This window comes from Acinetobacter sp. ANC 3882, from assembly GCF_022549545.1.
In the GTDB taxonomy this organism is placed as follows: Bacteria; Pseudomonadota; Gammaproteobacteria; order Pseudomonadales; family Moraxellaceae; genus Acinetobacter.
The window spans coordinates 20,740-44,528 of the sequence record NZ_JAKZGB010000006.1 but is presented as its reverse complement, the minus strand read 5'-3'; the positions used below and the strand labels follow the sequence as shown (position 1 = coordinate 44,528).

28 protein-coding genes, 2 tRNA genes and 1 riboswitch are annotated in these 23,789 nt (G+C 41.2%); of the genes, 13 read left to right on the top strand and 17 right to left on the bottom strand.

Translation table 11 applies throughout. The features are described 5' to 3' along the window. The first annotated feature begins 4 nt into the window (after positions 1-4). Complete coding sequence (locus MMO42_RS12250; protein WP_241320716.1) at positions 5-1,738, top strand: ABC transporter ATP-binding protein; 1,734 nt, start codon at positions 5-7, stop codon at positions 1,736-1,738. Positions 1,739-1,795: 57 nt separating this feature from the next. Here MMO42_RS12250 and rluB read toward each other — a convergent pair whose 3' ends face one another. Genes rluB through MMO42_RS12235 form a run of 3 tightly spaced genes read right to left on the bottom strand, consistent with a single transcriptional unit; the run spans position 1,796 to position 4,179 of the window. Next, on the bottom strand, positions 1,796-2,743 hold the full coding sequence (rluB, locus tag MMO42_RS12245; RefSeq protein WP_005151069.1) for a 23S rRNA pseudouridine(2605) synthase RluB: 948 nt from the start codon (positions 2,741-2,743) through the stop codon (positions 1,796-1,798). Between the two features lie 42 nt (positions 2,744-2,785). Beyond that, positions 2,786-3,385, bottom strand: coding sequence for an SMC-Scp complex subunit ScpB (scpB, locus tag MMO42_RS12240; protein ID WP_241320715.1), 600 nt, complete (start codon positions 3,383-3,385; stop codon positions 2,786-2,788). Next, positions 3,382-4,179: a ScpA family protein gene (locus MMO42_RS12235; RefSeq protein ID WP_241320714.1), complete on the bottom strand. Its 798-nt coding sequence runs from the start codon at positions 4,177-4,179 to the stop codon at positions 3,382-3,384. Before MMO42_RS12235 ends, scpB begins: the two co-directional genes overlap by 4 nt. Positions 4,180-4,424: 245 nt before the next feature. Between MMO42_RS12235 and MMO42_RS12230 the strand changes: the two genes are divergently transcribed. The 3 genes from MMO42_RS12230 to MMO42_RS12220 all read left to right on the top strand — a co-directional run bounded on the left by MMO42_RS12230 (position 4,425) and on the right by MMO42_RS12220 (position 6,473). Further along, positions 4,425-5,144, top strand: a complete 720-nt coding sequence (locus MMO42_RS12230; RefSeq protein ID WP_241320713.1) for a GNAT family protein — start codon at positions 4,425-4,427, stop codon at positions 5,142-5,144. 209 nt (positions 5,145-5,353) lie between these two features. Then, positions 5,354-5,836, top strand: a complete 483-nt coding sequence (locus MMO42_RS12225) for a hypothetical protein (protein WP_241320712.1) — start codon at positions 5,354-5,356, stop codon at positions 5,834-5,836. 76 nt (positions 5,837-5,912) lie between these two features. After that, the gene (locus MMO42_RS12220; RefSeq protein WP_241320711.1) at positions 5,913-6,473 is read left to right on the top strand and encodes a hypothetical protein; all 561 of its coding nucleotides are present in this window, start codon (positions 5,913-5,915) and stop codon (positions 6,471-6,473) included. Between the two features lie 15 nt (positions 6,474-6,488). Here the strand turns inward: MMO42_RS12220 and MMO42_RS12215 are convergent, their stop codons facing one another. Then, positions 6,489-7,106, bottom strand: coding sequence for an L-threonylcarbamoyladenylate synthase (locus MMO42_RS12215; protein WP_005292189.1), 618 nt, complete (start codon positions 7,104-7,106; stop codon positions 6,489-6,491). A gap of 88 nt (positions 7,107-7,194) precedes the next feature. Then, the gene (locus MMO42_RS12210; protein ID WP_241320710.1) at positions 7,195-7,857 is read right to left on the bottom strand and encodes an elongation factor P hydroxylase; all 663 of its coding nucleotides are present in this window, start codon (positions 7,855-7,857) and stop codon (positions 7,195-7,197) included. A gap of 96 nt (positions 7,858-7,953) precedes the next feature. Here MMO42_RS12210 and MMO42_RS12205 point away from each other — a divergent pair, with 96 nt between their 5' ends. The 6 genes from MMO42_RS12205 (at position 7,954) to lysM (ending at position 11,693) form a co-directional block, all read left to right on the top strand. Further along, positions 7,954-8,514 (top strand): YceD family protein, encoded by a 561-nt coding sequence (locus MMO42_RS12205; protein ID WP_005151051.1) that lies wholly within the window; start codon positions 7,954-7,956, stop codon positions 8,512-8,514. A gap of 74 nt (positions 8,515-8,588) precedes the next feature. Then, on the top strand, positions 8,589-8,774 hold the full coding sequence (gene rpmF, locus MMO42_RS12200) for a 50S ribosomal protein L32 (protein ID WP_004638135.1): 186 nt from the start codon (positions 8,589-8,591) through the stop codon (positions 8,772-8,774). Between the two features lie 197 nt (positions 8,775-8,971). Then, on the top strand, positions 8,972-9,958 hold the full coding sequence (gene fabD, locus MMO42_RS12195) for an ACP S-malonyltransferase (RefSeq protein WP_241320709.1): 987 nt from the start codon (positions 8,972-8,974) through the stop codon (positions 9,956-9,958). Further along, positions 9,955-10,689 (top strand): 3-oxoacyl-ACP reductase FabG, encoded by a 735-nt coding sequence (gene fabG / locus MMO42_RS12190; protein ID WP_241320708.1) that lies wholly within the window; start codon positions 9,955-9,957, stop codon positions 10,687-10,689. The genes fabD and fabG overlap by 4 nt, the downstream gene beginning before the upstream one ends. A gap of 86 nt (positions 10,690-10,775) precedes the next feature. Continuing rightward, the gene (gene acpP, locus MMO42_RS12185) at positions 10,776-11,012 is read left to right on the top strand and encodes an acyl carrier protein (protein ID WP_004655272.1); all 237 of its coding nucleotides are present in this window, start codon (positions 10,776-10,778) and stop codon (positions 11,010-11,012) included. Positions 11,013-11,219: 207 nt separating this feature from the next. Continuing rightward, on the top strand, positions 11,220-11,693 hold the full coding sequence (lysM, locus tag MMO42_RS12180) for a peptidoglycan-binding protein LysM (protein WP_005151042.1): 474 nt from the start codon (positions 11,220-11,222) through the stop codon (positions 11,691-11,693). Between the two features lie 80 nt (positions 11,694-11,773). Here the strand turns inward: lysM and MMO42_RS12175 are convergent, their stop codons facing one another. Beyond that, complete coding sequence (locus MMO42_RS12175; protein ID WP_241320707.1) at positions 11,774-12,541, bottom strand: hydroxymethylpyrimidine/phosphomethylpyrimidine kinase; 768 nt, start codon at positions 12,539-12,541, stop codon at positions 11,774-11,776. A gap of 93 nt (positions 12,542-12,634) precedes the next feature. On the opposite strand from MMO42_RS12175, the gene MMO42_RS12170 reads away from it, so the two are divergent. Then, a complete protein-coding gene (locus MMO42_RS12170) occupies positions 12,635-13,309 on the top strand; it encodes an HAD-IA family hydrolase (protein WP_241320706.1) in 675 nt (224 codons plus the stop codon). Between the two features lie 49 nt (positions 13,310-13,358). Here the strand turns inward: MMO42_RS12170 and ribB are convergent, their stop codons facing one another. After that, entirely contained in the window at positions 13,359-14,018 is a 660-nt protein-coding gene (gene ribB, locus MMO42_RS12165; protein WP_241320705.1) for a 3,4-dihydroxy-2-butanone-4-phosphate synthase, read from the bottom strand. Positions 14,019-14,113: 95 nt separating this feature from the next. Beyond that, positions 14,114-14,270, bottom strand: a riboswitch (FMN riboswitch). Between the two features lie 187 nt (positions 14,271-14,457). Between ribB and MMO42_RS12160 the strand changes: the two genes are divergently transcribed. Together MMO42_RS12160 and MMO42_RS12155 are read left to right on the top strand one after the other, a co-directional pair. After that, positions 14,458-14,670: a hypothetical protein gene (locus MMO42_RS12160; RefSeq protein ID WP_241320704.1), complete on the top strand. Its 213-nt coding sequence runs from the start codon at positions 14,458-14,460 to the stop codon at positions 14,668-14,670. A gap of 14 nt (positions 14,671-14,684) precedes the next feature. Then, positions 14,685-15,875, top strand: coding sequence for a hypothetical protein (locus MMO42_RS12155; RefSeq protein ID WP_241320703.1), 1,191 nt, complete (start codon positions 14,685-14,687; stop codon positions 15,873-15,875). A gap of 1 nt (position 15,876) precedes the next feature. Here the strand turns inward: MMO42_RS12155 and MMO42_RS12150 are convergent, their stop codons facing one another. The 10 genes from MMO42_RS12150 to MMO42_RS12105 all read right to left on the bottom strand — a co-directional run bounded on the left by MMO42_RS12150 (position 15,877) and on the right by MMO42_RS12105 (position 23,757). Continuing rightward, complete coding sequence (locus MMO42_RS12150) at positions 15,877-17,667, bottom strand: patatin-like phospholipase family protein (protein ID WP_241320702.1); 1,791 nt, start codon at positions 17,665-17,667, stop codon at positions 15,877-15,879. A 191-nt stretch (positions 17,668-17,858) separates the two neighbouring features. Further along, on the bottom strand, positions 17,859-18,239 hold the full coding sequence (gene panD / locus MMO42_RS12145) for an aspartate 1-decarboxylase (RefSeq protein WP_004655255.1): 381 nt from the start codon (positions 18,237-18,239) through the stop codon (positions 17,859-17,861). A gap of 144 nt (positions 18,240-18,383) precedes the next feature. Continuing rightward, a complete protein-coding gene (pth, locus tag MMO42_RS12140; protein WP_241320701.1) occupies positions 18,384-18,965 on the bottom strand; it encodes an aminoacyl-tRNA hydrolase in 582 nt (193 codons plus the stop codon). 19 nt (positions 18,966-18,984) lie between these two features. Then, positions 18,985-19,281: a 50S ribosomal protein L25 gene (rplY, locus tag MMO42_RS12135; protein ID WP_004655250.1), complete on the bottom strand. Its 297-nt coding sequence runs from the start codon at positions 19,279-19,281 to the stop codon at positions 18,985-18,987. 97 nt (positions 19,282-19,378) lie between these two features. Then, positions 19,379-20,332, bottom strand: coding sequence for a ribose-phosphate pyrophosphokinase (locus tag MMO42_RS12130; RefSeq protein ID WP_005210915.1), 954 nt, complete (start codon positions 20,330-20,332; stop codon positions 19,379-19,381). A 37-nt stretch (positions 20,333-20,369) separates the two neighbouring features. Further along, positions 20,370-20,444 (bottom strand) — tRNA-Gln (locus MMO42_RS12125). A gap of 85 nt (positions 20,445-20,529) precedes the next feature. Beyond that, positions 20,530-20,604 (bottom strand) — tRNA-Gln (locus MMO42_RS12120). After that, complete coding sequence (gene ispE / locus MMO42_RS12115) at positions 20,603-21,436, bottom strand: 4-(cytidine 5'-diphospho)-2-C-methyl-D-erythritol kinase (protein WP_241320700.1); 834 nt, start codon at positions 21,434-21,436, stop codon at positions 20,603-20,605. Before ispE ends, MMO42_RS12120 begins: the two co-directional genes overlap by 2 nt. Before the next feature lie 14 nt (positions 21,437-21,450). Then, positions 21,451-22,032: a lipoprotein insertase outer membrane protein LolB gene (lolB, locus tag MMO42_RS12110; protein ID WP_241320699.1), complete on the bottom strand. Its 582-nt coding sequence runs from the start codon at positions 22,030-22,032 to the stop codon at positions 21,451-21,453. 6 nt (positions 22,033-22,038) lie between these two features. Continuing rightward, positions 22,039-23,757, bottom strand: coding sequence for a tetratricopeptide repeat protein (locus tag MMO42_RS12105; protein ID WP_241320698.1), 1,719 nt, complete (start codon positions 23,755-23,757; stop codon positions 22,039-22,041). Positions 23,758-23,789 lie beyond the last annotated feature (32 nt).

Below are 23,789 nucleotides of genomic sequence, written 5' to 3'. Positions count from 1 at the left end.
AATTATGCAACCTCAAAATGAAACACCGCTATTACAGGTAGACGATCTTCGGGTCAGCTTTAAAGGCGAAAATAAACAATGGATCGAAACGGTTAAAGGAATTTCATTTTCAATTCCTAAAAATAAAACTGTGGCTTTGGTCGGTGAGTCAGGCAGTGGTAAATCTGTCACTTCTTTGGCGGTGATGGGTTTATTGCCGAAAGGGCAAAGTCAAATTGCAACGCAAAGTCGTATTACTTTTGAGGGTAAGGATTTACTGAATTTATCTGCAAAAGAGATTCGGAAAATCTGTGGTAAGGAAATTGCCATGATTTTCCAAGAGCCGATGTCTTCATTGAATCCTGTATTTACCGTGGGTGATCAGATTGCCGAAGTGCTGTGCATTCATTTAGGCATGGGACGCAAGCAGGCTAAAGTACGAGTGCTTGAGTTACTTCGAGAAGTCGGTATCCCTGCACCTGAAACAAAAATAGATGCGTATCCAAGTCAGCTTTCTGGTGGTCAGCAACAACGGGTCATGATTGCGATGGCAATCGCCTGTGAACCAAAATTATTGATTGCGGATGAACCAACCACGGCTTTAGATGTCACCATTCAAAAGCAAATCATTGATTTGTTGGAATCACTACGACAACGCCATGAAATGTCGATGCTGTTCATTACCCATGATTTAGCACTGGTTGGCGAAATTGCTGATGAAGTGATCGTAATGCGCCATGGTGAAATCCGTGAATCTGGCGCTGTTGAGCAAGTGTTGGAACAACCGAAAGATGTGTACACCCGTGCCTTGCTGCATTGTCGTCCGCAGCTTTCAACACGTCCATACCGTTTACCTGTGACCAGTGATTTTATGAAGCAGGACGAAAATGGACAACTGATTGAAGCAACCAATTTGTCCGAATTGAATCTGAAACAACGGTCGCGAGGACTCACTGGTGAAGAAGCCATTGTTTTAGAAGTCAAAGATTTGAAAAAATCGTTTTATAGCCGTAAAGGACTATGGGGCCGTGATGAATTTCAGGCCGTAAAAGGCGTGTCCTTCCAACTGGCTAAAGGCAAGACTTTAGGTTTAGTTGGAGAGTCTGGTTCTGGGAAAACCACCATTGGCCTATTGTTAATGCGTTTGCATGAGGCGACAGGTGGGCAGGCTTTGATTGGTGGCAAAGATATTCTTGCCATGACTGAGAAAGAATTTTCACAGTATCAGCGTAAAATTCAAATTATTTTCCAGAATCCATACGCTTCACTCAATCCACGCTTTACCATCGGGCAGATTTTATTGGAGCCGATGCGAATTCATGGCATTGGACAGAGTGATGCTGAACGCAAGAAAATTGCACTTGAGCTATTGGAAAGGGTGAGCTTACCAATACAAGCTTATGATCGTTATCCGCATGAATTTTCAGGTGGTCAGCGACAACGGATTGCCATCGCACGCTGTCTGACTTTAAAACCTGAGATTCTAATCTGTGATGAATCTGTTTCTGCCTTGGATGTTTCGGTGCAGGCACAAGTATTGAATTTATTGCAGGATCTACAGGATGAATTTGGTTTGAGTTATATCTTTATTTCGCATGATTTATCCGTAGTGAAATATATTTCTGACCAAGTGATGGTGATGAATCATGGTGAATTGGTTGAAATTGCCAATTCGGATGAGTTGTATTTACATCCACAACATGAATATACCAAGAAACTGCTGAATGCCATTCCTCAGGGTGTAAGCCATCATCATTAAAATTCAAGCATAAAAAAACGCTCTAATCAGAGCGTTTTTTTATTTTAAAGCCAAGAATTAGAACTTCTTAAAGCCTTTATTAAAACCAATGGTTTTACGACCATTGTTATTGTTGCCATTACCGCTTGGACGTTGTTGTTGTGATTGATCTTGTTCATCATCACGACGTTGTTGACGTAAATAACCACCACGACGTGCAGCCAATGGTTTTTCTGCCATTTTTTCAGTACGACGTTTTGCCATACCAAACAAGCCAGTACCTTGACGTGGTTTTAACTCAACTGATTTCGCTAAATTGTCGATATCTGTTTTATCTAATTCCATCCAACGGCCTGTACGTAGCTCACGTGGAAGAATCACCGTGCCATAACGGGTACGTAATAAGCGGCTCACTTTCAAACTTTGTGATTCAAAGATACGACGTACTTCGCGATTACGACCTTCTTTAACCACAACTTGATACCAACGGTTGATACCATCACCACCAATTTCAGAGAATGATTCAAACTTGGCTGGACCATCTTCAAGTTCAACACCTTTGAGCATGGTGTTGCGAATTTGTGGTGTTACTTCACCCATGACACGTACAGCATACTCACGTTCAACTTCATTCGATGGATGCATCAAGCGGTTGGCAAGTTCACCATCATTTGTGAATAACAATAAACCGGTACTGTTAATATCTAGACGACCTACCATTACCCAACGGTCATTGGCAATTTGTGGTAAATGATCAAATACAGTTGGACGTTTTTCAGGGTCATTGCGCGAGCAAATTTCACCTTCTGGCTTATAGTAAATTAAAACGCGACGACGAATTTCGTCTTCAATTTGGAATTGTACTTTACGACCATCGATACGGAGTTCATCAGTGGGTTCGATACGCTCACCGACTTGGGCAATACGACCATTGATGCTGACACGACCAGCAGCAATGACTTCTTCCATATAGCGACGCGAGCCTAACCCGACTCTCGCTAAAACCTTTTGTAATTTTTCACTCATGACAGCACAACCTTAGACATAATGATCAACAGTTCACCTTTCTCAGGACTTCGGCGCATGTGCGTCGAGTGTCATGAATGCTTCCTTGGCGTTCTGCAGGGGAGGCAATTGACCTAGCGATGCTAAACCAAATGCATTTAAAAATTGGGGCGTTGTAACTAACAACGCAGGTCTTCCAGGCAAATCTCTGAAACCAGCTTCTTTAATCCAGTTCCAGTCAAAAAGATTTCTCAAGATTTGGCTATTGTTGGATACACCACGGATTTGTTCGATATCAGCACGAGTTACGGGCTGATGATATGCAATTACTGCGACTGTTTCGAGTAATGAAGGTGACAATTTAGTCGGACGCTCTGGCCAAACTTGTGCAATGATATTTCTATACTTTGCACGCACCTGAAAACGAAAACCTTGTGCAGTTTCAATTAGTTCAATTGAGCGACCATGTTGTAACATCGCCAACTGCTGTAAAAAAAAGCGTAATTGCTGTTTATTATATTGGTTTTGAAAGGCTTCTTTTAGTCGGGCAAGTGAAACTGGTGAGTCACTGGCAAACAAGATTGCTTCAATTTGCAATAAAACATCATGATGAATGTCTTCGAGTGACATGCCTTCATTTTGATCAAGTTGCTCTAAACTCATGCTGCAACTCCTTGAATGGTCAAAGGAGCTTCAATTCCACTATGAATAATCTGAATCTTTTGCTGACGTGTTAACTCAAGTACCGCCATAAAGGTCACCACCATACCCATACGACCTTGTTGGGGATTTAATAATTCAATAAAACTTAAAGCCTCGCCTGATGCCAGTTGGCTTTCAATAAAAGCAATCCGTTCTTCTAACAATACGGGTTCCTGAGCCACGACATGGGTGATCGGTTCAGGGCGATTGAATACGCAGAATAAAGCATCACGTAATGCATCGACATCATAACCTTCATAAATGGGGGCAATGTGTCCAATACTCACGTTGGTGCTAAAGGTATCGCGCTCAAAGATTGGCATTTGTCCTAATCTTTCAGCTGCTTGCTTAATACGTAAATAGGTTTCTAAACGATCAATCAGTTCTTGCTTTGGATCTTTTTCAAATTGATCAACAGCCGCAGGTTTTGGGAGCAGTAAACGCGATTTCAAATCTGCGAGTAATGCTGCCATCACCATATAATCAGCCGTTAGTTCGATATTGAGCGATTTCATACTATCCATATAGGATAAGTATTGCGTGGCAATCGGTGAAATATCGAGCTGTAATAAGTTAAAGCCGTTTTTTTGAATCAGATAGATCAGAAAGTCTAAAGGACCTTCAAATTGTTCGAGTAAAATTTCAAACGCAGCGGGCGGTATATACAAATCTTCGGGTATGACTTCTTGCCACTCGTCAAGGACACGAATGGAAGGTGTTAACTCCAAAGCTGTTGAAGGGAGAATTTGATTCATTACCGTTATGAGCCACGCGAATTTTCAAAAGCATGAAAGATATAATTTTGTGTGCAAAAAGGGCACATGCTACCGAGAGCACGCCTATTCTAATCGAAATCCCCAATTTAATAAATTACTAGCTTACAAAAACCTTAAACTTCTCAGGGTATTTTCTTTATTTATATACGATGAGCTAGGGCATATAAAAAACTTATGCTTAAATTAGCAACGAAATCATTATTTTTATTAAATTATAAATTGCGATGAAAAAATATTTAAAAACACAACAGAACCAGTTTGGACAAAGTATTGGTTTCTCCGTCGAAAGCGATATGCCTAGCCAAGCAATCAATGAAAATTTGGTGGGTCAATACGTCAAACTGATTCATATTGCCGATGAAATTTCTGATCAAGCAGCAAGTCAGATTTGGGAAGCAGTATCCACAGAGCCGAATGCAGCATGTTGGACCTATTTACCTTATTCCGCACCACAGAACAGAGAAACATTAAAAGACAAATTACAAAATCTATTTGGTTTTAAAGGTTCAACTCATTTTTTGATTGATGTAGATGGTGAGATACAAGGTTGGATTGCCTTGTTAAATCCAAGACTTGAACAAGGTGTGATCGAAATTGGCAATGTCTATTTTTCCCATAAAATGAAAAAGTCCAAGGCTTCAACCGAAGTGATCTTCTTACTGTTACAACAATGTTTTGCCCATGGTTTTCGACGAGTGGAATGGAAATGTGATGATTGTAATGCACCGTCTAAAGCGGCTGCTTTACGTTTTGGTTTTCAGTATGAAGGATTATTTCGTCAAGATCGAATTACAAAAGGGTATAACCGCAATACGGCATGGTTTTCGATTATTGATGAAGAATGGCTCGCATTGGAAAAAATCTATCAGCAGTGGTTAAGCCCTGATAATTTTGATGCGCAAGGTTTTCAGAAACAGCGATTGTCAGATTTTTTTGAAGAATAATGTGCGATTGTTAAAATTCACTTATCCTATTTTTAAAGCATTCATCATAAAATTGAGGTTGATTATCTAGTCATCGGAAAAGTAAGTTTTTTTGATTTATTTTTAGCTTATTTTCTTGAATTTAATAAATATTTATAAATAATAACTCGATCATTAAGTGAGTGTGAACTCATGAATTATAAAATTAAATATTAAGAGAGAAATACAAAATGAATTTTAAGTTCGTTGTTGGTGGGGTAGCAATTATTGCGGCATTATATTTTGGTACTGAAAAATATTGGCAATATGAATTTGAGGAACAAGAAAGAAATAGTTTAAAAAATCTTGCCATTACTCCTGAGATGCAAACTGCTTCTAAAGGTTTACCGATCAAAAGTGATATTTTAAATCAGTATCCTAATATTTTCTTTTATATGAATTTTACACAGGATCTTCCTCAAGAGGCTGAAGCTTTTATTAAACCCAAATTACTAGAAAATAGTCAGAAGCTAGCCTGTGGATATTTTTCTCAATTACCTCAGCAAGATAATAAATATAAAGACAAGGCGAAAGCTGTTGTAAGTGTGATCGAGCAGGATAATGTCGTGATGACCTATATTGTTAAAAATCGTTTAGGGAATGTTTTGATGGAACACAAGCAAGTACTTTCACAATGTCCTGAATTTCAAGTGTTAAAACTGAGTATTGCCTAGATTTAATTTAATCTCCAGTTTGTAGGTTTTTAGATTAGAACTTTTTTAAATCCATTGTTATTAGGGCTAACTTTGAATGAAAAACATCCTTATTGTATTTGGGATATTGGCGATATTTTGGCAAGTGATTTATCCCAAATATCAATCATATAAATATGAAAAAGAAGCGAGAGAATATTTAAAAACGACTTGGGCAGATGAGACAAAAAAGGAAATTTCATCTAGACAACCACAAGGTTTACAAATTGATTTTTTAAATCAATATCCCAACATTCGTATTTATCAAAACTTTTTGGTTGATGCTGTTCCGATTCCTGAACTGTTAGATAAACAAGCATTTCAAAAGGCTTGGTGTAGTCAATTAAATGGGTTGACTGCGATGGAAGCTACACCACGTTTGGCTATGTTGAATATTTTTGAACAGGACAGAGTAACTTTTTATTTGACGATTAAAGATAAGTTTGGGAAAGAATTATTTTCCTTTCAACAAAGAGTTTCAGAATGCCCAAACTTCCATAAAATACGGGATGCTAAACAAGGTGAAGTGATTGAAGAAGCGAAAGAAGTCACCTTTATCCCAAGTGCTGCCCCAGCAGCACAAAGTGCTCCTAGCGAACAGGCTGCATCTGTTCAGTAAGCAATAGCAATTGAATTACTCAAAAGCACTGACATCACCGACACCACGACGGATAACTTCAGGGTTTTCTCCAGATAAATCCACGATACTAGTGGTGGATAACGTACCGAAGCCACTATCAATAAACACATCAATACGTTTACCAAGCTGATTTTCAATATCAAAGGGATCATCCAGCGGATCTTTTTGATCAGGTAAAATGAGGGTACTGGTTAAGAGTGGTTCACCGAGTTCTTTTAATAGCGCCTGAGCCACGGGATTACTTGGAATACGTAAACCAATGGTTTTTTTCTTTGGGTGCATTAAACGTTTAGGTACTTCACTGGTCGCGGGCAAAATAAAAGTAGTGACTGCTGGCGTATTATTTTTTAACAACCGATACATCGCGTTATCGACTTTGGCATACGTGGCAATATCGGATAAATCACAACACATGATGGCATACTGGTGCTTGGGTCCCAAACCACGAATTTGTGCAATGCGTTCCATCGCATTTTTATTTCCGATTTGGCAGCCGATTGCGTATGCAGCATCTGTTGGATAGACCACAACATCACCTGCACGGATACGGTCTACTGCTTGTGTGATTAAGCGCGCCTGTGGATTTTCAGGATGAATATGTAAATGCAACATTATTTTAACTCCCTGATTTATACGGCTAAATTCAGTATGAAACTTGTTAGGGGCATGTTGCAAGTCTTAGATGTGATAATTTTGTCATTTAATCAAGGTGTTCACGTTTAAATTCATCGAGTTGTAATGGTGTTCCATAGCGGGTAGACACGCAGATGTAATGAATGAAATGTGCTGCATCACGCGGTAATTTTGCTTCGCCAGAAAAATAACGTTGTACTTGCGCAAAAACATGATCTTTAAATTGATCGCCATTACCGCCATCGCCGGTTAAGTTATCCAGTGACACGCGGAATTTTCGACCAAAAGCAGTCGCAAATAGCCATTCTATAGCCTGAGGTTTTATTTCAACTTGTTCGAACAGTGTCTGTTGTTCTGAACTTCGTCCATCAGGCGCATACCAATAACCCAGGTCGGAAAGTAGGCGGCGTTGCTCGCCAGCAATGCTCCAATGGCTGATTTCATGTAGGGCACTATTGAAGAAACCATGGGCAAATTGGATCTTTGCAGGGTGCTCAGAAGTAGCTGGGAAATACTCTGGTTCAAAATCACCTTTAACTAGTGTGACATTATGGTGGGAAAACCAGTGATTAAAGTGTAAAATAAGCCAATCGACCTGTTCTGGTTCTGTTGTTACCTTTTGCCAAGATGAACGTTGCACTTGATCTAGCGCTAACACAGGAACAGAGGTTGAATGGGTGCTTACAAGTAATGAAGATGTTACTTCAAGTTGCGGCTGCAACAGGTACATTGCTTAATTTACCCCGAGTTCTGTCTAAAGAAGTACAAAATTGTATCTTAATCTTTGACAGAGTACCGATGAATTTGTAGAATTGCCGCCTTAATTATGTCAGCAAATACTTTTCCAAGCCAAATCGAGCCATTTAAATGGGCTGAACAGGGCTTTACATGGTCAGGAACACTGCCATTGTCTCGCTTTGCTCGTATTGCTCGAGAAGCTGTTGGTTCAATTGATGATCAATTGATCAACATAGACTGTAAGCTATCAATGGATATCTATCATCGTATTGTATGGTTAGATGGACACACTGAAGCCAAAGTTCCAATGGTCTGCCAACGTTGTTTGGAAGCCGTTGAAATTGAATTGGTTTCAGACTTTCATTTAGCTTTGATTGATGATGAGTCACTGATAGAGCGATTGGATGAGGATGCTGATTTCATCGTTCTAGGTGAAAGTGAATCTTCAAAAAAAGGTGATTATGATGCACCTGCAGTGATAGATTTGCTCGCACTACTAGAAGATGAGCTGTTATTGTTGGTGCCTTTATCTCCTAAGCATGATGCTTGTGAGCATAAGCATCAACCTGCCACTCCAGATGTTGTCGAAGAGAAACGGGATAACCCGTTTGATGTTTTGGCAGGTCTGAAGGGTAAACTTAACTCATAATTTATGTTATAATGTTGAGTTAAGACAACTGAATTTGTTCTGATCCATTTTTTCGATCTTTGTAAGGAGCCATCATGGCCGTTCAGCAAAACCGTAAAAGTCGCTCTCGCCGTGACATGCGCCGTTCACATGACGCTTTAACCGAGAATGCATTATCTGTAGACCAAACTACTGGTGAAACTCATCGTCGTCACCACGTGACTAAAGACGGTATTTACCGTGGTCGTCAATTATTCGCTAAAGCAGCTGATGCTGAATAATTGAACTATATGCATTAAGCGTTAGCTTAAAGTATAGAAAAAATGGGAGCGAAAGCTCCCTTTTTTGTTGTTTTTCGCAATTATAAAAAGAATTAATCAATGTTAAATTGCCGCATCGCTAAAGAGTCTATTGTCATTCTCATGTAGAATTATGAGTGTTGATAAAATTGGCGGTAGACTAATTTAAGGATTTTTATATGTCGACTAAACGACTTGAGCAGGCTGCTCAAGCAACAAAAACAGCATTTGTTTTTCCGGGTCAGGGTTCTCAAAAAGCAGGTATGCTGGCTGAACTTGCAGAGCAGTTTGGTGTCGTTCAAGATACATTTGCTGAGGCATCGGCTGCGCTAGGTTTTGACCTTTGGCAGATTGCCCAAACGGGTGAAGGCTTGGACCAAACTGAAAATACACAACCTGTGTTACTGACCGCAAGTATTGCGCTATGGCGTGTATGGTTAGAGCTGGGTGGTATTGTGCCGAAATACTTGGCGGGTCACTCTTTGGGAGAATACAGTGCGCTTGTTGCTGCGGAAGCAATGAGCTTGGCTGATGCCGTTAAACTGGTTCATTTGCGTGGCAAGCTGATGCAGAGTGCTGTTCCTTCTGGTGAGGGTGCAATGGCTGCAATTCTGGGTTTGGCTGATGAGAAAGTGGTTGAGCTTTGTCAAAATGCATCTGCTGCGGGTCAAGGTTCAGTTGAAGCTGCAAATTATAATGCACAAGGCCAAGTCGTAATTGCTGGTAGTGCTGCATTGGTTCACCAGGTGATGGCGGAAGCAAAAGAACAATCAGGTAAAGCAATTGCATTGCCTGTTTCTGTACCATCTCATTGCACTTTAATGAAACCAGCGGCAGAAAAGTTTGCTGAAGCTTTGGAACAAACTGCCATTGAGCTACCATGCCTTCCTGTAATACAAAATGTCAACGCGGAAATCGCGACAGATGTTGCTCAATTACGTCAGGCGTTAACGGCTCAATTGTACCAATCAGTACAATGGACGCGTACGATGCAATATCTGCAAGATCAAGGTATCCAGTACATGGTTGAATGTGGACCAGGTACGGTGCTGAGTAATCTTGCTAAGCGATTACCGAACATAGAAAAAGCATTTGCCCTAGATAGCAAAGCACGTATGGAAGATGCCCTAAACGCAGTGTTAGTGGCAGAAGGAAAAATTGCATGACACAACAACGAAAAGTTGCGTTAGTGACAGGAGCAAGCCGAGGCATTGGCGCAGCGATTGCACAGCAACTCATTCAAGACGGTTTTTTTGTGGTTGGTACCGCAACTTCTGAAGCAGGCGCGCAAAAGCTGACAGAAAGCTTTGCTGAACATGGGACAGGTGCTGTACTTGATGTCCGCAATGGCGAAGCGATTGATGCACTGGTTTCAGACATCGAGCAAACATATGGTTCGGTGCTGGTATTGGTCAACAATGCAGGTATTACCAAAGACAATTTGCTGCTGCGTATGTCTGAAGATGATTGGGATGACATTCTCAATATTCATCTGAAAGCGGTTTACCGTTTGTCTAAGCGTGTATTGAAAGGCATGACCAAAGCACGTTTTGGCCGCATTATTAATATTAGTTCAGTGGTTGCACATTTTGCGAACCCTGGGCAAGCGAACTACTCAGCAGCAAAAGCAGGGATTGAAGCATTCAGTCGTAGCTTAGCCAAAGAGATGGGTAGCCGTCAGATTACAGTGAACAGTGTTGCACCTGGTTTCATTGCCACTGAAATGACTGATCAGTTAAGCGAAGATATTCGTAAAAAAATGACTGATCAAGTAGCTTTAAATCGTCTAGGTGAACCTCAAGATATTGCAAATGCAGTGAGTTTCTTGGCGAGCGATAAGGCTAGTTACATTACTGGTACAGTTTTACACGTAAATGGTGGTCTATACATGGCCTAAGTGGCGATGTATAAACTTTAAAAAAATCTTATATTCAATTAAACTAGTGGCAAATTAAAACGCCACAAGCAATGAGGAGAATTCCTGTGAGCGATATCGAACAACGCATCAAACAAGCAGTAGCTGAACAATTAGGTATGCGTGCTGAAGAGATTAAAAACGAAGCATCTTTCATGGATGACTTAGGTGCTGACTCTTTAGATTTGGTTGAACTTGTAATGTCTTTTGAAAATGATTTTGACATCACGATTCCAGATGAAGATTCAAATGAAATCACAACTGTTCAATCTGCAATCGATTACGTAACTAAGAAACTTGGTTAATCATCTTGCATGATCAAAAGCCACCGAAAGGTGGCTTTTTTGTCCCAATATGTTTTGCAACAGAATGTTTTTCATCGAGTTCTAATTTAATATACATATATTTACAAGACCGCGTTAAATTGAAACTTGAGCCATTTATTTTTTCTGTATAACTAGATGTAGGTCTATTTTGACTATATGCAATTAATAATTACAGAGGAAATAACAATGGGTCTTTTTGATTTTGTTAAAGGTATTGGTAAGAAGAATACAGCGCCTGCAGAGCCACAAGCTGCACCAGCAACGCCAGCTGAACCATCAGCTCAAGAGATTGCGAATAAATTATTAGGTTTGATTAAAAGTTTAGGTCTTCCAGTTGATGGCTTATCGGTCACATATAATGGTAATACCGATACAGCAACGATTAAAGGGCAGGTTAAAACTCAAGCAGATAAAGAAAAGATTGTGCTTGCTGTCGGAAATATTGATCATGTAGCACAAGTTGATGATCAGCTTAGTGTGGAGACCCCTGAGCCAGAAAGTAAATTCTATACCGTGAAATCAGGTGACAATTTGTCTAAGATTTCAAAAGAATATTATGGTGATCCAAACCAGTACAATAAAATTTTTGAGGCGAATCGTCCATTACTCAAAAATGCAGATGATATTTTCCCAGGTCAAGTGTTGCGTATTCCACAATAATGTGTGGACACTAAAAAAGGCGCTGAATGCGCCTTTTTTTATTTGATCATTTCCAGAAAATCGATCACTTTCAACGTAGCCTAAAAACGTTTTGGAATCTTTTGCCCATTCGGTACAGGTGTTTCGGCATGTTTTAACACGCCAAATAGCCACGTTTCCGCATGTTGAACTGCAATTTTTAATGAATCACCAAGCGCCAAACGACCCGCGATAAAGCTTGCCAAAGAGCAGCCTGAACCATGGTATTGACCTTCTAAACGAGTGCAACGGCTTTCTGCAATCATTTTACCATCGGCATAGAGTACATTACGGATATGATCAGGGGTATCTTCATGACCACCTTTGACCAATACCGCTTTAGCGCCCATTTCAAAAAGTTTTTGTGTGGCTTGTTCAATATCATCCACACCTGTTAGGGCTCTTAACTCAACTGTATTCGGTGTGATCACCGTTGCCAAGGGAATTAGTTCGACAAAGGCTTTGACTAATGTGGCTTGATCACCCAGTGAACCACCGCTATTTGCCACTAAAACTGGATCGAGCACATAGAGATAATCGGGATGTTCACGTAAAAATTCAGCCAGCGCAGCAATATTGTCTGTCGTGCCTAACATGCCTGACTTTACACATTTAATTGGTAAATCATCCACCACCGCATTTGCTTGCGCGAGTAGTAACGCTTTTGAAGTTGCTTCAAAACCAAATACTTGTTGTGAGTTTTGAATCGTCAAAGCGGTACATGCAATTGCAGCATGTGCACCACTTTGCCCAATCGCTTCAATATCTGCTTGTAAGCCAGCACCCCCAGATGGATCTAGCCCTGAAAAACAAAGTACGGTAGGACGCACTGCAATTTCCTTTTATTCTGCAATCTACGGTAGTATAAGGAAGTTTCGAGAAACTCTCGACTGCGTTGTGTAAGGCTGTAAGAGATTGAGCGAATGACGATCAAAAATATTCTAATCGATTTAGATGGGACTTTAACCGATCCTAAAACAGGGATTCATGGTTCAATTCGTTTTGCTTTAGAAAAGTTAGGCCAGCCTTTGGCTGGTGAGGTTAATCTGGACTGGACCATTGGTCCGCCATTGAAAGCTTCTCTGGCAAAATTACTGAATACCCAAGATGATGATCTGGCTGAGCTGGCCTTGCTTGCTTATCGTGAGCGTTTCTCGGTGACCGGCTTATTTGAAAATGAAGTGTATCCATCGGTCGCAGAGACTTTGCAACACTTACAATCACAAGGCTATGCTTTGTTTTTGGCAACAGCAAAGCCAACAATTTATGCGAAACAAATCTTGGTTCATTTTAATCTAGACCAGTATTTTACCGAAATGTACGGCAGTGAACTGACAGGCGAGCGAACCAACAAAGCAGATTTAATCGCCTATATTCTTGAGCAAGAACAGTTAGATGCACAGCAGTGTATTATGGTAGGCGATCGTCAATATGACATTATTGGTGCGCGCGCCAATGCGATTGAAACTATTGCGGTGAATTATGGTTATGGCACGGCAGAAGAGTTGGCTCAAGCACAACCAGTGACTCAAATTTCGCAATTTAGCGCATTAATTGCATGTATTAATGAACTCAATGCAGAACGTAAAGTTTCATAAAATGAATTGTTAAAAAAGCCTCGATGATTCGAGGCTTTTTTATGTCTAATCAGACATTGTGCTTTAAACGGTATTGCACCAGTTCTTCAATACTAATCACGGTCAAGCCATGTGTTTGCGCATACGCCAAAACTTGAATGCCTGAAGCCATAGAACCATCTGGATTGGTTAATTCGCATAGGACCCCAGATGGCTTTAAACCCGCCAGACGCGCTAAATCAATCGTACCTTCGGTATGACCGCGACGGCTTAAGACACCGCCTTCACGTGCGCGTAATGGAAATACATGACCAGGTCGACTAAGATCACTGGCAACGGCGCCATCTTGGGTTGCAGCAAGAACAGTGGTCACACGATCTTTTGCTGATACGCCAGTCGTTACACCTTGCGCAGCTTCAATGGTCACGGTAAATGCAGTTTTAAACTGGCTAGAGTTATCGACTACCATTGGCGGCAGCTCTAAGTGATCAGCTAATGTTTCAGTTAAGCATAAGCACACAATACCTGAACCATCACGAATCATTTGTGCCATGGTTTCGACAGTTAAGGTTTCAGCAGCAATAATCAGGTCAGCTTCATTTTCACGATCAAAATCATCCATCACCAATACAGGTTTGCCTTGGCGGATATCTTCTAAAGCTTGTTGAATACGTTGTTCAGCAGGGGAAAGGGCTGAAAAGAAAAGTTCGGGTTGGATTAAACTAGACATAATGAAACGCTCTCGTAAATTGGATACGGTTGAACATTTCAGGACTGATGTAAAAATAAGCGGACACCAAAACAAACCAAAAGTTGTTTTGGAGGTTTCGTCTTCTTTCATCCGGACTATACCGTCGGCTTTGGAATCTCACCAAATCTGCGAGTATATAAAATATATACAGGCTCGTGGGCTGATTAGGTCATTTGAGTACAATGCCTAACTTACCACCGGTGGGGAATTTCACCCCGCCCTGAAGCGATGTGCTTTGATTATAGCCAGATTTTTAAGTGAAAAGGGAACTTTTTATAGAATGAATCGTTCTATAAAAATTCAAAAAATTGCTGAGAATTGGATCAACTTTTTTAACTACTCCGTGAAACTGGTAATCCATTTAAATTAAGCATAGACTCAAAAGATAAAACAACAATAAAGCGGAAGGATCACTCCAATGGAGAAAGCAGATAAAACAGAGCTAGAGCAATTGGCACAACAGTTACATCGGCCGGTGATGAGTCTTCAAACATTTTCACAGTTATCCAATCAAGATTTGATTTGGCTTAATCAACAATTACAACAAACGATAGAAAATGAAGACAAGAAACTGAATCAAAGTTTGTATCAAACGCCTTTTTTCCTGCGTTGGCTATTTCGAGATAAATAAAAGGATGGGACACCATGACTCGACTTGCAGTACAGGCAGAAATTATCAAGCTCTCTCGCATCTTAAAGGTCACAGAGCAGCAATTGGCCTTTATGCAGCCTTTGGCACCTGAGAGCTTAAGACAATTTCGTTTTGCGATCTTGGAGCGTTTACAAAAGCAGCAAAAAAAGCGTTTCCGTTATTTGGCGACATGGGTCAATTGGCTACCGCATTGGATCAGTGTTTTTATGGTCAAGCACTTTTTGGACCCGTTTATCGTGGCGCAAATAGCAGTGTATTTGCCTACTGAAAGTTCTTATCGAATCGCCAAGCATTTGCCTGCTAAAACTGTGGCTGCAATCTCGGTGTATTTAGATCCAAGATTAGCAAGAGAGTTATTGGGTTATCTGACCACACATCAAATTACCGATATTACCCAAGTTCTGTTAGCGCAGCGTGATTTTGTGACCATCGGGCGCTTTGTCAGTATGCTATCTGACACGGTTTTATTAGATGTTGCACAGATTGTCGAAAGTGAAAGTGATTTACTGGAAATTGCCTTTTATATTGAATCTCGTGAGCAGATTGATCATTTGGTGCATGTATTGCCAAAAGAGCGTATCGAGCAAGCGTTATTGATTGTAGGTGATCCGACACAACGGTTGGTATGGCCCAAAGTTTTGGCTTTAATGAGTTATATCAGTTATGGCTTGAAACAGGAGTTGGGTGATCTGGCAGTTCAGCAGGGGGAATCTGTGGTGAATGCGATTATTCAAGCGACACAGGAAGACCAGCTTTGGGAGGATATGTTGCCTGTAGTGGCGTGTTTATCACCACAAGCACAAAATTTTGTCGCAAATCTGCCTGCATTGAGACAAGTCGAAATTATTCAAAGTATTGTGGAGGCAGCAGATCGCTGTGATTTATGGGCAGATATGCTGGTGATTGTCAATTATATGCAAGACGAAGCACGGCAAACGGTGGCAACCGCAATTGCGCAGATCGATGAGGAGGTATTGCATCATATTGCCTATGCCTCATTGCTACGTTCACAATGGGAAGTCACCTTTGACATTATGCGGCGCATGCCTGTTGAAAAGCAGCAACAATGCCATCGTATTCTTGATGGTTATATGCAGCAATTAGACCCTGAAACTTATCAATATTTGGATGGTTTATTAGATCGCTATCACATTCAATCCTCGTTGACGCCATCACATGGCTAGATTAAGCGTTTGGTAAAGTCTCACGAATCGGGAGCAGTGTTTCTAAAGCATGCTCATAACCTCGCTCTACCAATGTATCTAATTTATGCCAGTCAAACATGCCAATGCCTTCGATGGGCATGCGAATATGTAAATTGGCACGTTCAATTGCAGCGGTTTGAATCATGGTGTCGCTGGCTAGAGTTGCTGTCCGCATTAAGATTTCTGCCAGTCGTGGTGCGTGTAGCAATTTATCCTTAATGATTTTATTCCAATTCAGTAAGGCGCTTTGATCAGGTTCGTCCAAACCGATGCCAGGGACTCGGATATCGTCATGCAGACTGACATTACTGGCAATAATGGTCCCTCTTTCCAGATTCTGCATTACGTCGGTAGGGAGGTTGTTAATTACGCCGCCATCACAGAGCAGGTTTTCATGCCAAGCCACGGGAGGCGCAACACCAGGCACGCTCATACTGGTTCCGACCCAAGTGGCCAGTTCACCTTGATCATGAATTACTGCCTGACCTGTAGTAAGGTTGGTTGAAATACAGTAATAGGTTTGCCGGAGTTCCTCAATTCGACGATGTCCAAAAATGGCATGCAGGCGGGTATGGAAACGTTGTCCCCGAATCAGGGAAACGCGAGGCATGGTGTAGTCATTGAGATAGTTTCGCGCCACAAAAGTTTCATAGGCGATATGGGTCATTTCAACACTATCAAAACCGCAGGCAACCAAGGCAGCGACAAAAGCCCCCATACTGGTACCACCGACAATATCAATCGGGATATGTAATTGTTCTAGCGCCCGAATCAAACCGATATGGGCAAAACCACGTGCACCACCACCGCCCAGCACCAAACCAACACCCTGACTGGAAATTTGGCGAGCAACCGCACAGATATCAGCTTGGGCCCAAGGATGAATAAAGTAATGCGCGCGGGCATGGTACAACTGCTTCCAAATCAGCGTATGTGGGGAAGGGTCACCTTCGGAGCGTAACAGGACCAATTCAATCGGACTTTGCCATTCATGTTGATTAAGCACATGCGATAAAGGGGTCTGTGTCGGTGTTTGATTTGCTTCAGCCAATATGAGGATTCGATCTGCTTGATGGAGACAGCGTTTTGACCATTCATCGTCACTACTATTGGCGGCATAAAGCACATAGCAATGCTTTTCTTCTAGGCTGGCCAGCCATTGGCGCAGTTGTAAATCCTCGCTACTGTAATCCAAAGGGGTTTGGCTAAACCCAGAACCAAACAGCGCATCTACATGGGCTGCGGTGACTAAACGAGCATGAGGCCAGCGTTGTAAATGTTCTGTCAGTTTCTCTGCCAGATGGGTGGCTGGAATATGTGTCGAGACAGGAATGACCGAAAGGGTACGACTATGTCCCATAGCATGGGTAAGTTGCTGCTCAGGTTGAGAGCGATGAATAATTAAACGAGACAGTGCAAACAAAACTTTGGGATATTCGTGGATGAAATCTAAAAACTGTTGCTGTGGAATACCCAATAAAGCAGTATCTCGAATGGCATTGACTGTACAGTGATGCGGTTGGTTGGAAATGACACCTATTTCACCGACAATTTCGTTTCGACCGTAATAGCTGAGTAAGCCTGCTGAGCTGGTGAGTTTTACTCGGCCATAGGCAACAATATAGACATGATCAGCAATATCATGCGCACAATACAGCTGTTGTCCTGTTTGCAGATGGCGAATATGACAATAGGGAACCAAGCTTTCCAGCGTCGCGTGATCTAATTCTGCAAAGAGGCTGACTTTGCTGAGAATATTCAGAATATCCATATTTTTCAAATTATCGTTATTGTCTATTTATTGAATAAGGCCTAGCACTGTTTTACAAGTTGGGTTCGGTAAAACTCGACCTTATTTTTCAGTGTTTTTGTATTTTTAAGAAATGGCAGATTTGGGAGTTTTTCACAATAAAAAAAAGCCAGTTCATATTGAGTGGCTTTTTTCAGAATCTATTTTATTGCTTATGCAATTTGCACAGGAATACAGTTTGCGGTGTGATTGACTGTATTGTCTGGATTTGCATACACAAGGCGTGGTTTGTGAAGATTTGCTTCTACTTCAGTAAAGTCACCGAAAGTCGCAATAATCACTAAATCGCCTACATCAGCTTGATGCGCAGCGCCACCATTGACTGAAATAATACCTGAATCGTCTTCACCACGAATTGCATAAGTTGTGAAGCGTTTGCCGTTAGTTACGTTCCATACGTGGATTTCTTCGTATTCACGAATCCCTGCTAAGTCCATTAATACGCCATCAATTGCACAAGAGCCTTCATAATGAAGTTCTGCATGAGTCACAACTGCACGGTGAATTTTACATTTTAATAAACGAGATAGCATGGCTAGCGTCTCCTGAGTAAGACCTAAGATGAATATCTTATGGGTGACTTGTCACGATTTCCGCGGGCTATAGGCGGTTTGATGCGCATTTTGCGCTTAAAAATGCAATATGGCAAGCGGGATTGATCAACAATTCAGTTTAAGTTAAGCGGGCTTGTAAGCGTTAATTTGATTCATAGCCTGTGAGACTTGTCCATCAACAAGCATTTTCACTTTAGAGAGGGCATGATCAATTGCTGCGTCCATTAAAGCTTGTTCACTGCTAGGCGCTTTGCCGAGCACATGACCAGAAACGCGCTCTTTAGCACCAGGGTGCCCAATTCCAATTCTTAAACGGTGAAAGTTAGCGCCGATATGAGGAACGATATCACGAAGACCATTATGTCCACCGTGTCCGCCACCTGTTTTCAAACGAATAACACCAGGATCCATATCCAGTTCATCATGTGCAATCAGGATTGCTTCAGGTGCAACTTGATAGAATTTAGAGAAAGGAACAACACTTTGACCAGAACGGTTCATGAAAGTGGTAGGGAGTAATAAGCGTACATCATGACCTTCAACTTGGCCACGACCACTGTATCCATGAAATTTTGGATCAGCTTTTAGAGAAATGCCATAAAGATCTGCAAGCTGTTCTACGAACCAGAAACCTGCATTATGGCGGGTTTGGGCATATTCCTTTCCAGGGTTGCCCAAACCAACAATTAGCGAAATATTTGACACTAATTTACGCCTTTAACACTTACGCGCGTTTGAAGTCAGCGTGCATAGGTGTGTTTTTAGCAGGGTGACGTTGTAACGCTTGGATTTTAACGTTTTCAACTTTGTCACCGATTTTGATTTCGATAACTTCTTCGAAGAAAGCGTTGTTTTCTAAAGCTTTAACGATTTCACGAAGCTCTAAAGTAATTGTTACAGGCTCAGCGCTACCACCATAGATGATTGCTGGAATTTGAGCAGCGTGACGAAGGCGGCGGCTCGAACCTTTCCCTTGTTGTGCTACTTCACGTGCTTGAGCGTTTAATACGAAGTTTGCCATGGGCATATCCTCATTGAGTTTGAGTAACTAAACTTGCGACCAGTTTAGTGATAGAAAAACCCTAGCGAGCTAGGGTTTAAGAAAAAAAGCTGGGCTATTATAGATAACTATCGAACATTGCGCTAATAGATTCTTCGTTATTGATACGACGAATTGTTTCAGCAACCATGCTAGCAACAGAAACTTGGCGAATTTTGCCTAAGCTTAATGCTTCATCTGAAAGAGGAATGGTATCTGTAACAACCAATTCATCAATCACAGAATTACGAAGGTTATCAATGGCTTTGCCAGATAGAACAGGGTGAGTTGCATAAGCAACAACACGGCGTGCACCAAACTGTTTCAGTGCATCCGCAGCTTTGCAAAGCGTACCTGCTGTATCTACCATGTCATCAACGATGACACAGTCACGATCATTTACATCACCAATCAAATGCATCACTTGTGATTCATTTGCTTTTTGGCGACGTTTATCGATGATAGCTAAGTCGATATCACCCATTTGTTTCGCAACAGCACGGGCACGAACAACACCACCTACGTCAGGTGAAACCACCACGAGGTTGTGATGTTGTTGTTGACGTAAGTCAGCGAGTAACGCTGGCGTACCGTAAATATTGTCAACAGGGATATCGAAGAAACCTTGAATTTGGTCTGCGTGTAAGTCAATCATTACCACACGGTCAATTCCAACGGTTGTGAGCATGTCTGCAACAACTTTCGCTGTAATTGGTACACGAGCAGAACGTGGACGACGATCTTGGCGTGCATAACCGAAATAAGGAATGACAGCAGTGATACGACCAGCACTTGCACGACGCAAAGCATCAGCCATAACCAAGATTTCCATCAGGTTATCATTGGTAGGCGCACAGGTAGACTGGACGATAAAAACGTCTTTACCACGAACATTCTCAGTAATTTCAACTGAAATTTCACCATCAGAGAACTTGCTAACAGAAGCAGCACCTAATGGAATATGTAAATGGCTTACGACTTTTTGAGCGAAATGTGGATGAGCACTTCCACTAAAAACGACAAGATTGGGCATGAAGCACCCTTGGCGGTTGGCTTATAATGAATTTGGATGGCAGGGGCGGCTGGATTCGAACCAACGGATGCCGAGATCAAAACCCGGTGCCTTACCACTTGGCGACGCCCCTAATGCGGCAGAACTTTAAAGGTTTTAGATGATAATGTCAATATATTTGATCAAATATCAATATAAAACAAGTCTGTCTTAATATATGGCAGGGGCGGCTGGATTCGAACCAACGGATGCCGAGATCAAAACCCGGTGCCTTACCACTTGGCGACGCCCCTAACATGTAACTGAAAAATGTCGTAAAGGTGATTCTGCTAGACTATTAACCAAGTAAGATTTACAAGGCGAGTTTTGCAAAATTTGCTCTATATTCATTTCATCGGTTACTTCAATAAAAACACAAGCACCTGTACCTGTAAGCTTTGCTAGACCAAACTGATCTAAATATTGCATCGCTTCTTCTACTTCAGGGTATAACTGTCGAGCCAGAGGTTCAAAGTTATTTCCAAAATTAGAAGGTTCTAACTGATAGGCGCAAAATGTAGTGATCTTAGAATCTCTTGTCAATGTTTTTTGCGAAAAAAGCTGTTGAGTGCTGATAAAACAGTCAGGTTTTAAAATTATGAATTCTTTTTGAGCTAAGTCTATGAATGATAAATGTTCACCGATGCCTTCGGCCCATGCATTACGACCTAAAACAAAGATCGGAACGTCTGCACCAAGCTGTACGCCATAATCGGCCAATTGCTGTTCATTTAAGTCACATTGCCAGAGTTGATTGAGTACAATCAGCGTGGTTGCTGCATTGGATGAACCACCACCAAGACCCGCACCCATTGGAATATTTTTTTCGATATTTATGCTGAGCCCACATGGTTTTTTTGCATGTGGGCGCAATAATTGTGCCGCACGATAGATTAAATTCTGTTCGAGTTTGACTTCGCTTAAGCCCACAATTTGAATGGTTTCTTCTGTATGCGGCTCAAAAGTCATCCAGTCATATAAATCAATGAGTTGAAATATGGTCTGTAGTTCATGATAACCATTTTCACGACGACCTGTGATATGCAGAAACAAGTTCAATTTGGCAGGGGAAGGCACTCTAATCATAAAAACAATCTAAATTATCGGTTTTGAATTACCATTGTAATACGGTTTTCTTTGTCATCAGCAAGTGCTTGCTTCAACAAAAGTTTATTGGGCAAGGTTTGGCCATCGTTATAGCTGAAATCAACAGTCCAGCCATCTTCAATCAGTTGTTTCAAGCGATTTTGTTCGTCTTTGCTCGCTTGTGCATTTTGAGTCGCAGGCTTGGCTTGTACCCAGTAGGCAAGGTGCATAATCGGTGCCTGCCAACCTGTCGCTTTTTCCAGTAATTCTTCAGGCGTAGCTGCCGTAATCAGACCTGTTTTCGCACTGTTTAAGGTGACTTGACCAGGTTTACCTTCAATCTGGGTTTTTCCGACACCCAAAATTCCAGTTAGTTCAATATCAAACTGCTCTTGTTGCTGTACCCATGTAAAAAAAGCACTACCAGATTGCTGCGGAGTACGGACACCAATTTTGCCCTGTAAGCTAAAATTATTTTCATCTTGGATTTGGGGTGAAGCAATCACTTTATTGGGCTGGCTTAAATGTTGGCAGCCAGTTAACAATAGAACGCTACTGCTACATACCGCGACGCATAATTTTGAAAACAAGCGCATGTTCTTTTAACTCTTTTTTACAGTGATGGGTAAGATTAAGCTATCAAGTTGTTGTAATTGTGGGGCATTGGCATGTTTTTGTTTCAATTGCTGTAACACCTCGCTAAATTGCGTGAGTGCCCCTTGCATATACAATGCTTTGGCATAACGGATACCGATATTGACATTGCCACTAATGGAATAAGCTTGACCTAAAACTTTAGACGCAGTATCAAAGTCATTTTGTAAAAAGGCGATATAGCCCAATGTATCTAAAATCGATGCTTGTTCAGGTGCGAAATCCAGTGCCAATTCTGCGTATTTACGCGCTTCTTTGAGACGGCGATTTTGCAGTGCCAAAGTGTAGGCATAAGCATTCAGATAGGTCGGACTATTTGGCTCAATCGTTAAAAGTTGTTTTAAGGTTTTGTCTAATTTATCTCTATCTGTATACGGATCAAGCAATAATACTTCTGCATAAATCAGTTCAGGGTCATCAGGTAAACTCTTAATGGCTTCATCCAGCAAGGCCAAAGCTGCCTTTTTGTTGTCCATTTTCTTTAAAATGTCAGCCTGCGCTTGATATAAAAAACTTGCATGTTGCGGATAGTTGACCCGTTCTTGCGTTAAAAAACGTAAGCCATCATTCAACTGCCCCTGTTTCTCAAAAATCGCAATCATATTACGGCGGGAAACAATATATAAGCTGCCATCAACCAAACGATAATAGGCTTTTGCGGTTTCATAATGCTGTTTACGTTGTGCATTGATCGCAAGGTAATAGTAAGCCTCATTTTGGTATTTTGCAGATGAACGTAATTCAACCAGATATTGTTCAGCTTTTTCATACTGCTTTAAATCGATACTGGTCAGACCTGCAATAAACAGGGCTTCTTCGGCTTTTGGGTGATCTTTAATGATATCTTCAAGTTTATCCAAAGCTTCTTGTTGCTGATTGATTTGAATGTAATAACGCGCTTCAGCCATACGAATATCAATATTATTTTTATTTTTCAGACTGGCTTTTTCAAACCACTTTTTAGTTTCTTCATCATCACGTAAAGCCATTAGCAGATTGGCTTTCATTAAAATAAAGCTGGTCGATTTTGAGCGTTTTCGTAATGCACGATTAATATTATTCAGTGCTTGTTCGTACAAGCCATCTTGTGCTTCTAAACCAGCAATCAGGGCTAAAATGGAAGGATTGTTCCTTTCTGCACTTGCTCGAAGTGCATTGAGTAGAATCTCACGATCTTGTGCTTGTTCAGGTGCAATCCCTGCTAAAATTTCTTCAAGATCGGCAGTCGGATCAATATTTAAAATCTTATCTAGCGTCTTGGCTGCGAGTTCATACTCATGTGTTTTTAGTGCAATATGCGACAAATAAAATAAAGCGGGAACATCTTTAGGTTCTTGTTCAACCCAATGGGTTGCAATGTCCAAAGCGGACTGTAAGTCGTTATATTCTAAAGCGATATCTAAAGCACGTTGCTTAATGGTGGTCGAGTTGCTTCGAATCGCAAGTACAGTATAGTTGTGTAGCGCGGTTGCAATATCATCATAAGCAAGAGAAAATTCGGCAATCATGCTTTGTTGAAGCGCATGTTCAAAGCTGTTATCTGCATACATGTCGTGTATTGCTTGTGCAGAGACATAAGAGCTCATGCTACCTAACAACAAGATTGTGGTAGAATACCGTCGAATCGTCTTGCCGCTAAAAAGGGTACGGCGATATAGCTGACGCAATTTTTATTGATCCAAAGTAATGCTTTTTATGA